The sequence below is a fragment of the Marinimicrobium sp. C6131 genome (genome assembly GCF_026153455.1).
GTDB lineage: Bacteria > Pseudomonadota > Gammaproteobacteria > Pseudomonadales > Cellvibrionaceae > Marinimicrobium.
Window position 1 is genome coordinate 2,427,499 of the sequence record NZ_CP110629.1, and the last position, 13,576, is coordinate 2,441,074.

General features: G+C 60.6%; 10 protein-coding genes. 7 read left to right on the top strand and 3 right to left on the bottom strand.

The window, feature by feature from the left end; all coding sequences use genetic code 11:
• Entirely contained in the window at positions 1–3,738 is a 3,738-nt protein-coding gene (locus OOT55_RS10505; protein WP_265365829.1) for a nitrate reductase subunit alpha, read from the bottom strand.
• A gap of 359 nt (positions 3,739–4,097) precedes the next feature.
• Between OOT55_RS10505 and OOT55_RS10510 the strand changes: the two genes are divergently transcribed.
• From OOT55_RS10510 to chrA, 3 genes are all read left to right on the top strand, one after another.
• Positions 4,098–5,375: an O-acetylhomoserine aminocarboxypropyltransferase/cysteine synthase family protein gene (locus OOT55_RS10510; protein WP_265365830.1), complete on the top strand. Its 1,278-nt coding sequence runs from the start codon at positions 4,098–4,100 to the stop codon at positions 5,373–5,375.
• 63 nt (positions 5,376–5,438) lie between these two features.
• Positions 5,439–7,259 carry an ATP-binding protein gene (locus tag OOT55_RS10515; protein WP_265365831.1) on the top strand — a complete coding sequence of 607 codons (1,821 nt, stop codon included), beginning with the start codon at positions 5,439–5,441 and terminating at the stop codon, positions 7,257–7,259.
• 21 nt (positions 7,260–7,280) lie between these two features.
• A complete protein-coding gene (gene chrA / locus OOT55_RS10520) occupies positions 7,281–8,495 on the top strand; it encodes a chromate efflux transporter (RefSeq protein ID WP_265365832.1) in 1,215 nt (404 codons plus the stop codon).
• Between the two features lie 189 nt (positions 8,496–8,684).
• Here chrA and OOT55_RS10525 read toward each other — a convergent pair whose 3' ends face one another.
• A complete protein-coding gene (locus tag OOT55_RS10525) occupies positions 8,685–9,608 on the bottom strand; it encodes a LysR family transcriptional regulator (protein WP_265365833.1) in 924 nt (307 codons plus the stop codon).
• 107 nt (positions 9,609–9,715) lie between these two features.
• On the opposite strand from OOT55_RS10525, the gene OOT55_RS10530 reads away from it, so the two are divergent.
• Positions 9,716–10,018, top strand: coding sequence for a DUF2798 domain-containing protein (locus OOT55_RS10530; protein WP_265365834.1), 303 nt, complete (start codon positions 9,716–9,718; stop codon positions 10,016–10,018).
• A gap of 38 nt (positions 10,019–10,056) precedes the next feature.
• Here the strand turns inward: OOT55_RS10530 and OOT55_RS10535 are convergent, their stop codons facing one another.
• Positions 10,057–10,983, bottom strand: a complete 927-nt coding sequence (locus OOT55_RS10535) for a LysR family transcriptional regulator (protein ID WP_265365835.1) — start codon at positions 10,981–10,983, stop codon at positions 10,057–10,059.
• Positions 10,984–11,080: 97 nt separating this feature from the next.
• Here OOT55_RS10535 and OOT55_RS10540 point away from each other — a divergent pair, with 97 nt between their 5' ends.
• The 3 genes from OOT55_RS10540 to OOT55_RS10550 are packed head-to-tail and all read left to right on the top strand — an operon-like array spanning position 11,081 to position 13,506.
• Positions 11,081–11,542 (top strand): DoxX family protein, encoded by a 462-nt coding sequence (locus OOT55_RS10540; protein ID WP_265365836.1) that lies wholly within the window; start codon positions 11,081–11,083, stop codon positions 11,540–11,542.
• Between the two features lie 34 nt (positions 11,543–11,576).
• Positions 11,577–12,386, top strand: a complete 810-nt coding sequence (locus OOT55_RS10545) for a DODA-type extradiol aromatic ring-opening family dioxygenase (RefSeq protein WP_265365837.1) — start codon at positions 11,577–11,579, stop codon at positions 12,384–12,386.
• 49 nt (positions 12,387–12,435) lie between these two features.
• Positions 12,436–13,506, top strand: a complete 1,071-nt coding sequence (locus tag OOT55_RS10550) for a glutathione S-transferase family protein (protein ID WP_322113806.1) — start codon at positions 12,436–12,438, stop codon at positions 13,504–13,506.
• Positions 13,507–13,576: the final 70 nt, after the last annotated feature.

Below are 13,576 nucleotides of genomic sequence, written 5' to 3' on the forward strand. Positions count from 1 at the left end.
TCACTCAGTGTCCAGCCAGTCGACCTTGTCCATCTTGCGGACAATGACGAATTCGTCGCGGTTGCAGCCTACGGTGCCGTAATAGTTGAAGCCGTAGGCCTGTTGGGCGTAGCCACCGATCATATGGGTGGGTTTCATCACCGCACGGGTCACGGAGTTGTGAATCCCGCCGCGGGTTTTGGTCAGGTTCGATCCGGGCGTGTTGATGATCCGCTCCTGGGCGTGATACATCATGCTCATGCCCTCGGGCACCCGCTGGGAGACGACCGCGCGACAGGCGATGGCGCCGTTGACGTTGAACACGTCGATCCAGTCGTTGTCCTCAATACCCGCTTCCTTCGCGTCCTTCTCGCTCAGCCACACGATCGGGCCACCGCGGGACAGTGTCTGCATCAGCAGGTTGTCCGAGTAGGTGCTGTGGATGCCCCATTTTTGGTGCGGGGTGATCCAGTTGAGCACCAGCTCTTTGTTGCCATTGCTGCGCTGATTGAGAATCGGCTCGACGGTTTTCAGGTTTACCGGCGGCTTGTACAGGCAGTGTTGCTCACCGAAGTCGAGCATCCACTCGTGATCCTGATAGAACTGCTGACGACCGGTGATGGTGCGCCAAGGGATCAGCTCATGCACGTTGGTGTAGCCTGCGTTGTAGGACACGTGCTCGTCTTCCAGACCCGACCAGGTGGGTGAGGAAATGATCTTGCGCGGCTGGGCGACGATGTCGCGGAAGCGGATCTTTTCCTCTTCCTTGGGCAGCGCCAGGTGCTTGTGATCCCGGCCGGTAATTTTGCCCAGGGCGTCCCAGGCTTTTACCGCCACATGGCCGTTGGTTTCCGGCGCGAGGGACAGGATCACCTCACAGGCATCAATGGCGGACTCGATCCGCGGGCGGCCCTGGTTGGCGCCCTCTTCGTGATGCACGCGGTTGAGCTTACCGAGGAACTCGACTTCCTCTTTGGTATCCCAGTTGATGCCCTTACCGCCATTGCCCAGCTTGTCCATCAAGGGGCCGAGGGAGGTGAACCGGTGATAGGTGTTGGGGTAATCCCGCTCCACCACATTGATGTTGGGCATGGTCACACCGGGCACCGCATCGCACTCGCCTTTCCACCAGGCTTTGACGCCGTAGGGCTGAGCCATCTCTCCCGGGGAGTCGTGCATGATCGGTGTGGTCACCACATCCTGCTCCACCCCCAGATGGCCGTTGCTCAGCGCCGAGAATTTTTTGGCGATGCCTTTGAAGATGTCCCAGTCGCTGCGCGATTCCCACACCGGGTCCACCGCTTCGGTAAGCGGGTGGATAAAGGGGTGCATATCCGAGGTGTTCATATCGTCCTTTTCGTACCAGGTCGCGGTCGGCAGAACGATATCGGAATACAGGCAAGTGGTGGACATACGGAAGTCCAGGGTGACCCACAGGTCCACCTTGCCTTCCGGTGCCTCATCGCGCCAGGTGACGTCTTCGGGCTTGGCCTCGCCGGTTTCGCCCAGATCCTTGTTCATCAGACCGTGCGTGGTGCCCAGGAAGTGGCGCAACATATACTCGTGGCCCTTGCCGCTGGAGCCCAGCAGGTTGGAGCGCCAGATGAACATATTGCGCGGGAAGTTCTGGGGGCTGTCCGGATCTTCGCAGGCGAACTTCAGCTCGCCACTGACCAACTGATCGCGCACATAGTCTTTGACGTCTTTACCGGCCGCCTTGGCCGCTTCGGCCAGCTTCAGCGGGTTGGTCGCCAACTGCGGGGCGGACGGCAACCAGCCCATGCGCTCGGCGCGGGTGTTGTAATCCAGAATGCTGGACTGCCATTTGTCCTTGTTCGCCAGGGGCGATACCAGGTCGCTCATGTTCAGTTTTTCGTAGCGCCACTGATCGGAGTGGGCGTAGAAGAATGAGGTACCGTTCATCTGGCGGGGCGGACGCTGCCAGTCCAGGCCAAAGGCCAGGGGCTGCCAACCGGTTTGCGGACGCAGTTTTTCCTGGCCCACATAGTGGGCCCAGCCACCACCGCTCTGACCGATGCAGCCACACATCATCAACATGTTGATCAGCCCGCGGTAGTTCATGTCCATGTTGAACCAGTGGTTCATACCGGCGCCGACAATGATCATGGAGCGGCCGTGAGTTTTATCGGCGGTGCGGGCAAACTCCCGGGCAACCCTGATCACATGTTCGGGTTTGACGCCGGTGATGCGCTCCTGCCACTTGGGCGTGTAGGGCTTGTCGTCATCAAAACTATGGGCGCAGTTGGGATCGTCCAGACCGTTGTCGACACCATAGTTGGCCAGGGTCAGGTCGTACACGGTAGCGACCAGCACCTCGCGGCCATCGGCCAGTTTGACGCGTTTGGCCGGCACCTTGCGCATCTGCACTTCGGCGTGTTCGGTGTGCTGGAAATAACCGTAGTCGTGCTCTTTACAACCGAAGTAGGGGAAAGCAACTTCGGCCACTTCATCGCTGTTGCCTTTCAGGGACAGCTGCAGATCCACTTCTTCTCCGGTTTTGCCATCGCGGTTTTCCAGGTTCCACCGGCCTGTTTGGCCCTCCGGGCGGGCCCAGCGGTAACCGATGGAGCCGTTGGGGCTGACCAGACGCTGGTCGTCGCTGTTGATGGCGATGGTTTTCCAGTCCGGGTTGGCTTCCTCGCCCAGGTTATCCACCAGATCCGCCGCGCGCAGGAAGCGGCCCTGCTGCAGACGACCGCCTTCGTCATCCAGGATGACCAGGTTGGGCATATCGGTGTAGCGCTTCACGTAGTTAGTGAAGTACTCACTCTGGGAATCGACGTAGAACTCTTTCAGAATCACGTGACCGAAGGCCATGGCCAGGGCCGCATCGGTACCCTGACGGGGCGCCAGCCATTGGTCGGTCAGTTTGGCGACTTCGGAGTAGTCCGGCGTGATGCTGATGACCTTGGTGCCCTTGTAGCGTACTTCGGTCAGGAAGTGGGCATCCGGGGTGCGGGTCTGGGGCACGTTGGAACCCCAGCAGATGATGTAAGAGGAGTTGTACCAGTCGGCGGATTCCGGCACGTCGGTCTGCTCGCCCCAGACCTGTGGTGAGGCGGGAGGCAGATCGCAGTACCAGTCGTAAAAGCTCAGGCAGTTGCCGCCGATCAACGACAGGTAACGGGCGCCGGAGGCGTAGGACACCATCGACATCGCGGGAATCGGCGAGAAGCCGGAGATCCGATCCGGACCATAGGTTTTTGCGGTGTAAACGTTCGAGGCGGCAATGATTTCATTCACTTCATCCCAGTGCGCCCGCACAAAGCCACCGAGGCCGCGACGGGATTTGTAGCTTTTCGCCTTGGCCGGGTCTTCGACAATGGACGCCCAGGCGGCCACCGGATCGGTATGCTCCTGACGGGCTTCGCGCCAGAGCTTCATCAGGGACTGGCGCACCTTGGGGTATTTCAGGCGGTTGGCGCTGTAGATGTACCAGGAGTAACTGGCACCGCGCGGGCAGCCACGAGGTTCGTGGTTGGGCAGGTCCGGCCGGGTACGCGGGTAGTCGGTCTGCTGGGTTTCCCAGGTGACCAGACCGTTCTTCACGTAAATTTTCCAGCTGCAGGAACCGGTGCAGTTCACGCCATGGGTGGAGCGCACAATTTTGTCGTGCTGCCAGCGCTGGCGATAGCCGCGCTCCCATTGGCGATCTTCGTCGGTGGTAACGCCGTGGCCTTCGGCAAAAGGTTCTCGCTGCGCCTGAAAGTAGCGCAGCTTGTCGAGAAGGTGACTCATTCGCGGACTCCTGAACAGAGGCTATGACAATGCCCGGATCAGGGCATCGCTCGGTATCAATTTCACCCGTTCATAGTGCGCAATAATCCGCAAACCCGCCACCGCCCCCAAAGCCCTCCAAATGCCCCCTTATACCCCCTTGGAGGTATCGCGCCGAACCCCTAACCCATTGATTTCGTTGACCTCATGGATTCCAACTTACAACAAAACCACGACTTGGGCGCCCTTCAATTCATCGGTGGTATCCCGTAATAGACGTGGGGTTTTTGCGAGTCATTTTCATTCGTGGATGTGGTACAGTCTCCGCTCATTTAAAACAACAATCCCGCGCCACCGGCGCCCTGTTTGGAGAACCGACCATGAAGCTGGAATCACTGGCCCTACACTGCGGGTACGAGCCCGAACCAACCACCCATGCGGCCACCACCCCCATCTATCAGACCACCTCCTACACCTTTGATGACACCCAACACGGGGCCGACCTGTTCGATCTGAAGGTGCAGGGCAACATCTACACGCGCATCATGAACCCCACCAACGCGGTACTGGAAACGCGGGTCGCGGCAATGGAAGGGGGTATCGGTGCCCTGGCGTTGGCCTCGGGTATGGCCGCGATCACCTACTCCATTCAATGTATCGCCGATGCCGGCGACAATATCGTCAGCACCAGTCAGTTGTACGGCGGCACCTACAACCTGTTTGCCCACAGCTTCCCCCGTCAGGGCATCGATGTGCGCATGGCGTCCTTTGATGATCTGGAAAAAATGGAAAGCCTGATCGACGACAAAACCAAGGCGCTGTTCTGCGAGTCGATTGGCAATCCCGCCGGTAATATTGTGGACCTGCAGGCGCTTGCGGATATCGCCCACCGTCACGGCATTCCGCTGATTGTGGACAACACCGTCGCCACTCCCTTCCTGTGCAAGCCGTTCGAGTTCGGCGCGGACATCGTGGTCCACTCGCTTACCAAATACATTGGCGGCCACGGCACCACCGTGGGCGGCGTTATTGTGGACTCGGGCAAATTCGATTGGGTCGCCAACAAAAAGCGCTTCCCGATGCTCAATGAGCCGGACCCCTCCTACCACAATGTGATTTACACCGAAGCCCTGGGCGAGGCCGCTTACATTGGCCGCTGCCGCGTAGTGCCGCTGCGCAACACCGGTTCAGCTCTGGCACCGCACAGCGCCTTCCTGATCATGCAGGGCTTGGAGACGTTGGGCATTCGCATGGAGCGTCACTGCGAGAACGCATTGAAGGTCGCCCAACACCTGAAGCAGCATCCCAAAGTCAGCTGGGTGAATTACGCCGCCCTGCCGGACAGCCCCTACAACGGTCTGTGCCAAAAAATCAGCGGCGGACGCGCCTCGGGCATTCTGAGCTTCGGCATCAAGGGTGGTAAGGAAGCGGGCGCGCAGTTTATCGATGCCCTGCAGATGATTCTGCGCCTGGTGAACATCGGCGATGCCAAGTCCCTGGCCTGCCATCCGGCCACCACCACCCACCGTCAGTTGAACGAGGAAGAGCTGAAATCCGCAGGTGTGTCGGCGGACTTGGTGCGACTGTCCATTGGTATTGAGCATATCGATGATATTATTGCCGATATCGATCAGGCGCTGGAGAAAGTCAGCGGCTGATCCCATCGGTTCAAACGCCGGTCGGGGCTTACCACCCCGGCCGGCCCGTTCAATGGCACCGCTATGCGCACCCAATCCCTGGTTCTCAGTATCAAGCTCGCCCTCGCGGGCATCGTCGCTCTGGCCGCCCTGACCATGGCCGCGTCCTACTGGTTGTCCGACCGGGCCGACAGTGACGCCCACGCCATCAACCTGGCCGGCTCCCTGCGCATGCAAACCTACCACTTACTGGCGTTGGAAGAGAGCCCCGCCGCCAGTGCCGAGCGCCGCGAACAGGTCCTCGACCAACTGGAGAGCACCTGGAACCACCCCCTCTTTGAGCTGTTGCGTCACCGCAGCCCGGCGCTCGAACAGCGGCTGGAAACCACCGAAGCCCAGTGGCGACAGCTGCGCACGCAACTCAACAACCTGAACGCCGACGAGCGCATTGCCGCCACCGAGGCCCTGGTCGAGCAGATCGACGCCACGGTCGGTGAACTGCAACGTCACGCCGAAACCAATGCCTCGCTGCTGCGCCTGGTTCAGGTGATTGCCCTGTTTACCATTCTGGCGCTGGCCGCCGTGGTGGTGTACTGGCTTCACCTGCGGGTGGAGCAGCCCCTGGCCGAGCTGCTGGGGGTCACCCGCCGGGTCAGCCAGGGCGACTACGAGCACCGACTGGCGCCGCGTTATATGGATGAGCTGGGCGAAGTGGCCGAGTCGTTCAACCAGATGAGCCGCGCCATCGCCTACGCCCATGGGGAAATGGAAGCCCAGATTGCCCAACAGACCCGGGAGCTGCAGCGAAGCAATACGACGCTGGAGTTTCTGTACCAGACCGCTCAGGCGATCATCGAGCAGGAACCGGAGGGCATCGACTTTCAGCCGATCATCACCCGTGCCGCCGAGATCTCACAAGTGGACGATCTGGAGCTGTGCCTGATCACGCCCTCCGGCGACCATCCCTATCGACAGGTCAAGCCTGAAGACAGCGACTACGACCTGTGTATGACCCGCAACTGCGGCCACTGTCTGAGCGGCGAGCTGCTGAGCAATGCCCAGGGCACCGGGTTGCCGGACCCGGTCTATCGCTACAGTTTCCCCATGAACCGCGACCAGCAACACTACGGTGTGCTCGTCTGTCGTATGGGCGAAAGCGGCAGCCTCACACCCTGGCAGCAGCAATTACTGCAGTCGGTGGCGGATCAGATCGCCATGGCCCTGAGCCTGCAAGCGGACGAAGACAATGCGCGGCGTTTGTCCCTGGCCCACGAGCGCACGGTAATCGCCCGGGAACTGCACGACTCTCTGGCCCAGGCGCTGTCGTATCTGAAAATTCAGGTCACCCGCCTGAACCGCGCCCTGACCAAGGACGACAAGCAGACTCTGGAAGATGTCTCCAAAGAATTGCAGGAAGGGCTGAGCTCCGCCTACCGGCAACTGCGCGAACTGCTTACCACCTTCCGCCTGAAAGTGGACGGCCCCGGGCTGCTCGGAGCCCTGCAAACCAGTGTAAAACAGCTCAGCGCCCAGACCGAGATGACCATCGAGCTGGATTACCAACTGGAAAGCCTGCCGCTGACGCCAAACGAAGAAATCCACCTGCTGCAGATTGTGCGCGAGGCGACCCAGAATGCCTTGCATCATAGCCAAGGCCAGCGCGTCGATATCCAGATCGAGCGCCGGCAAAACAAAGTGTCGGTCGTGATTGACGACGACGGGGTGGGTATTCCGGAGAATCCGGAAAAGTTGAACCATTACGGGATGGCAATCATGCAAGAGCGCAGTAAGAATCTCGGCGGCGAGGTGACCATCGGCAACCGCACCAAGGGCGGCACCCGGGTCCAATTCCTGTTCACACCGGATTGCCTGCGCCAGGCGAGTGTGTTTGCCCGCGAAGCCTAAACCCAACCACGGAGGATCGCTGTGCCCCAGGCGGACACCCCCACCACACGCCCGCGAGGCTCTGCTCGTGAAGTCTTTCTGGCGTTCCTCAAGCTCGGGCTGACTTCCTTCGGAGGCCCCGTCGCCCACCTGGGTTACTTCCGCGAAGAACTCATCAAACGCCGGCACTGGCTGAGCGAACAGGGCTATGCCGACCTGATCGCGCTGTGCCAGTTCCTCCCTGGCCCGGCCAGCAGCCAAGTGGGTTTTGCCCTGGGCATGATACGCGGGGGGTTTATCGGCGCCCTGCTCGCCTGGGTCGCCTTTACCCTGCCCTCCGCCGCTCTGCTGTTCGGCTTCGCCTACCTGGCCGATGCCTTTGGCGGCCCCCTGGGGCAGAGCGCCATTGACGGTCTCAAGCTGGTGGCTGTCGCGGTGGTGGCCCACGCGGTCTGGGGCATGGCGCGCAACCTTTGCCCGGACCGGACTCGAGCGCTGATTGCTTTGGGCGGCATTGCGGCGGTGGTTTTTATCCCAACCGCATTTGGACAGATTGGCGCCATCACCCTCGGGGCGCTCGCCGGTTTGGTGTGGTGCCGAGGCCTCCAACGCCCAGAGGCTGGACATATAGCGCTGCCGTTGTCGCGCCGGGCCGGCAGCGCTTTTCTGGTGGCCTTCTTCGCCCTACTGGGTGGCCTACCGCTGGCGGTAGCGCTCTGGCCCACCCACGCGCTGGACCTGTTCGAAGCCTTCTATCGCTCCGGCGCTCTGGTCTTTGGCGGCGGCCATGTGGTGCTGCCCTTGCTCGAATCCCGGGTAGTGGAGACCGGCTGGGTCAGCACCGACGCCTTTCTTTCGGGGTACGGCGCCGCCCAGGCGATTCCGGGCCCATTGTTCACCTTCTCGGCCTACCTGGGTGCGGTGGATGCCAACCTAGGCGGCCTGCTCGGGGCCAGCATTGCGCTGCTGGGCATTTTCCTTCCCGGTATGCTTCTGCTACTGGGCGTACTGCCCTTCTGGGATCAACTGCGCCAAAAGCGCTTCGCCTTCCCCCTGATGGCTGGCGCCAATGCCGCCGTGGTGGGCATCCTGGCCGCCGCCCTCTACCAGCCGGTGTGGACCAGCGCCGTGCGCACGCCCACCGACTTTCTGATCGCCGCCGCAGGCTTTGTGTTGCTCTCGGTCTGGAAACTCTCGCCGCTGAAAGTGGTGGCGGGCACAGTGCTAGCAAGCTTTACCCTCGGACTAATCCATTGAACTCATCTATATCCTGATCGTTCGCCCGAACAAAGCTGAACAGTTCGTTCTAGAAGGTATTGCCCAGTTGCGCCATCGTGGCGCCCCAACGACCATGCCAGAGTGCGCTATTGTTTTTCACGAGTGTCAGCAGGGAAGGCGTTTTATTCGTCGAAAATGATTTGGACGTTGAGAGGTGATAAGTTCCGACTAGCAGCGCCATTGTGATGGCAGCGCAGTGAGCACATAGTCCATAAACGCCCTGACCTTGGGCGTCAGTTCGTAGCGGTCGCGCACGCAAATGTAAAAATCGAGCGGATCGATCAGTGCCGACTGCTCTTCTCCCTCCTGGGGGACAAATAGCTCCTCCAACTCTCCGCGAGCCAGATACGGTTCAGCAACAAACGCGGCCAGCCTTGTGATCCCACCGCCGGCGACCGCCAGGCGGGCAAGCACATCAATATCATCGCTAATGAGGGTGGCGTGAACCTCAGCGTCGAACCGCTCGCCATTTCGAATGAAGCCCCAGCGCAGGAATCTGCCATCGACGGGGTACCGGAAAACCAGGCAATCATGATCTCGCAACTGCTCCGGTTCGGTAGGTCGACCGGATCTTTCCAGATAGGCCGGCGAGGCGCAGAACTTTGACGGAACTACGGCGAGCTTCCGAGCCACCAGCCCCTCCTCGAGTTGTTGTTGTATGCGAATACTGATGTCGATGGATTCACTCACGTGATCAACGCTGCGGTCGGTGGCTACCAGCTCCACGGCAATTCGCGGATAGCGCTTCGTGAACCCCGGAATGAGCGGAGCCAGCACATGCCGAGCGAGGGCCGCTGAGGAGGCTATGCACAGTCGCCCCTGAGGCTGTGCGTTTAGCGCAGAAACGGCTTGCCCCGCCAACTCAACGTCTCGCACCACCGTTCTGACTTTTTCGTAGTAAGTGGTGCCGCTGTCCGTCAATGCCAGGCGGCGAGTGGTGCGGGTCAGTAGTCTTGTATTCAATTGTGTTTCCAGTCGCGCTATGTTCTGGCTCGCAGCGGCCGGGCTAATGCCCAGGGCACGCCCGGCGGCCGCAATGCTCCCAGCCTCCACCGCTTTCACAAAAGTTTCTATTCCGCGCAGGGTATCCATAAGCACATCCGATAGATCGACTTGATTATTGGTAAGCTTAGCTTATGAGTGTCGCGAGTGTAAGAGGTCTACCGGTGGGCCCATTCGGTGCGTACAGTGCCTCCATCATGAAATACGAGTACGAACCAGCGAAGGTGAACATGAAATCCGACGATAGCGGTATCGGCCAAAGGTTAAAGCTGCACCCCCGGTTTACTGTCGTGGCATTCAGCTTTTATATGGCCAGCATCATGGCTTTTCTGATGTGTCTCATCATTACAGCAGCAAACCGGGGAGTCGGCCCGGACTTCTTCGTGCAGGTTTTTCAGGCCTACAAGCTCGCGATGCCGAGCGCTTTTTTATGCGTGCCGCTGGTGCGGCCAGTGGTGGCTTTTCTCGTGAAGCTGACGGTGCAGCAGGTTAGGCTATAGCAGAGCAAAGGCTTGAGGGGAGTGGGTGAGGTAATCACCTAAGGCACGTCGGCCAACTCCGTCCGCACAAACTCCCTGAAGACGCGTACGCGCGCCGGGGCTCCGCGTCCCCCGAGGCTGATCGCGTAGAGGGTGCCTTTGGAGACACTCCACTCAGGGAGTACTGGTAACAGCGCGCCCGACGCAACGGAGGTCTTTGCGACCAGGCTTGGAATCGGCCCGATGCCTCCGCCGGCGAGCACCAGCCGGAGCACACTGGCGTAATCGCTGGTACGGATGGCGGGACGAGCGACGACCTGGGCCGACCGCCCCCGTTTGTCGGTCAGTGGTAGGTGTGCTGCCCCTGGGAATTCCCGCGATACCACCAAAGCGTGCTCGGCAAGTGTTGAAGGCGCCTCCGGGCCGCCTCCATGGGCCGCGAGGTAGTCCGGCGCGGCATACAGGCCAATGTGAAAATCCGCTATTTTCGACGCCCGATAGCCCATATCCGGCAGGCCCTCGACGCTGGCCCTCAGTGCGAGGTCCACTCGATTGGCGGCCAGATCGAGGGAAGAGTCGGTAATCAACAGTTCGACGCTAATCTGTGGGTGCAATTGGCGAAATTTCACCACCAGCCTGGGCAGGACATCCATGCCCAGATCGATGGGGGCGGTCACGCGCAAGTGCCCGCTGAGCACCTCCTGCGACTGTCGCGCCCCCTCTACGGCATCGTCCATCCACCGCAACGCTTCCCGGGCCTTGGTATAGAAAGCGGTTCCCTCCTCGGTCGGCGAGACGGCCCGGGGGGTGCGGGCCAGCAGCGTTGCACCCAGGCGTGTCTCCAGCCGCGAGAGTCGTCGGCTGATGCTTCCTTTGGTTTCCTCCAGCTGCCGAGCCGCCGCCGATACCGTGCCGAACTCGACCACGGCACAAAAGGCTCGCACATCGTCGATGGCGCCCCCTAAGGTTTCCGATTTATCAACCATGAGTCCCAGTCCCGCCGTCTTACGTTAAAGAGGAAACTACCTCATTATGGCCCCTGTTCCAATACAACCCGTTACAACTCACTCATTCAGGAGCTTTATGATGACCGCTACCACCGATAAACGCACTACCGCAACACCCTTTGTCGATAAGGCCAGCGCTCTGGCCTACCCGCTGATACGCATAACGACTGGCCTGTTTCTCATGCCGCACGGCGCGCAGAAGCTCTTTGGTTGGTTCGGTGGCTACGGGCTATCCGGAACCGGCGCGTTTTTTGGTGAGACACTGGGCATGCAGCCGGGCGTCTTGTTCGCCCTCTTGGCCGGACTGGTCGAGTTCTTTGGTGGCCTGGCGCTGGTGCTCGGCCTGTTGACCCGCCCGGCGGCCGCCGCCGTTGCCGGTCTGCTGGCGGTGGCGCTCACTGTGCACTGGTCGAACGGCTTTTTCTGGACCAATGGGGGCGTCGAGTACCCGCTCATGTGGCTCCTGCTCGCGATAGCACTCCTGCTGCGCGGTGGTGGCGAATACTCACTGGACCGTCATTTCGGGTTTCGATTCTAGATCGTCAATCAGTCAACACCGGTGGATTTCGCCCATGGCCACGCAACAATTGCCCACACTCTTTGTACCCCACGGTGCCGGCCCCTGTTTCTTTATGGACTGGGAGCCGGCGGATACCTGGTCGAGGATGGCCAGTTGGCTGCGCAGCATCCCCGAACTGATTGGCGCGCGGCCGAAGGCTCTGCTGGTGATCTCCGGGCATTGGGAAGCGCCGCAGTTCACGGTGAACGCCCAGGCGGCCCCGCCGCTTCTGTACGACTACGCCGGCTTTCCGCTCCACACGTTCGACCTGAAGTATCCGGCGCCGGGCTCCCCCGAGCTCGCGGCCGAGGTGCAGGCATTGCTCAACACCGCCGGTATCGCCAACGGGGCGGAACAGGCTCGGGGGCTGGATCACGGGGTCTTCATTCCCATGAAGGTGGCTTTCCCGGCGGCCGACCTGCCCATCGTCCAGCTGTCGCTGAGACGTGGGCTGGATCCTGCGGAGCATTTAGCCTTGGGACGGGCGCTGGCGCCGTTGCGTCACAGCGGGGTGCTGATCATCGGCAGCGGCATGAGCTACCACAACATGCGCCGCTTCAGCTTTGACGATGCCGCGCTGGATCCGGACTCGGTCCGTTTTGATGAGTGGCTGGCCGAGACGGTCGGGTTGCCGGCCCAGAAACGCGAGCAGCGCCTGACAGAATGGGCCACCGCCCCCGGTGGACGCGCTTCGCATCCGCGCGAGGAACACCTTCTGCCTTTGCATGTGGTGGCCGGTGCCGCCGGCGAAGACGCGGGCCAACGCGTGTTTCAGGATCGTGTGATCGGCAGCAGGCAGTCTGCGTTCATGTTCAGCGGTTGACCTGGTATCAGCCCCGAAAGCCACGAGATTATTAATTGAGGAGAAGATTATGCCAGGACTTTTGAACGGACAATGGGTGAAAGGGGACGTCGCCGACGGGGAAATCAAAGGTGGGGCGTTTGAGCGGGAACCCACAAAATTTCGCCACTGGCTCTCGGTCGATGGCGAGCCCGGCCCCGAGGGGCAGCCGGCCCTACCGGCCGAGGCGGGCCGGTATCAGCTGCTCGTCTCCTACTTTTGCCCCTGGGCCTCTCGGGCCCTGATGTTTCGCAAGCTGAAAGGGCTGGAGGGGCTTATTTCCCTGTCCGTGGCCGAGCCTTTTATCGGCGAAGATGGCTGGATTTATCCCGAGGGTGTGGACGCCGGGCCGAAACTCGGGCGTATCCACTATCACCACCAGCTCTATACGGCCACCGATCCGCACTACACCGGCAAGGTCTCGGTGCCGGTATTGTGGGACCGACAGGAAGGCCGGATCGTCAATAATGAGTCCGCCGATATCATCCGCATTTTCAATGAGTCGTTTGATCACCTCACCGGCAACGCCCTGGATTTTTATCCCTTGGCGCTTCGCGACGAGATCGACCGCTGGAACGCCTTTATCTATGACAAGGTCAACAACGGCGTTTACCGCGCCGGCTTCGCCAAAACCCAGGCCAGCTATGAAACGGCGGTGGAGACACTGTTCGAGGCCTTGGACCGGCTGAACGCGCGGCTGGGTGAAAGTCGCTACATCGCCGGCGAGTACCTCACCGAAGCCGACTGGCGCCTGTTCGTAACCCTGGTGCGGTTCGATGCCGCCTACTATGGCGCCTTCAAGTGCAACCTGCGTCGTTTGGTGGATTATCCGCACCTGTCCAATTATGTGCGTGAACTCTACCAGTGGCCCGGTATTCGGGAGACCGTCAACCTCGAGCACATAAAACGGGGGTACTACGCCATCAAGGCCATCAATCCGGCCCTGATCGTACCTCGAGGGCCGATTCTGGATTTTGAGGCATCTCATGACCGCGATCGCTTGCCAGGCAGGGGAATCTTTCGCCGAGAGTCGCCGGTCACTCGGCAGTGGCCTGGCAGTAATCCAAAAGAGAGAGGCCAGCTCGGCTCGTTGGGAAAATGAGGCGAGCTTGCTCCACAACACACTCGATTCTTTTAGCCCTTTGAGTAAAGAGAGTTTTCAACAATTCCTA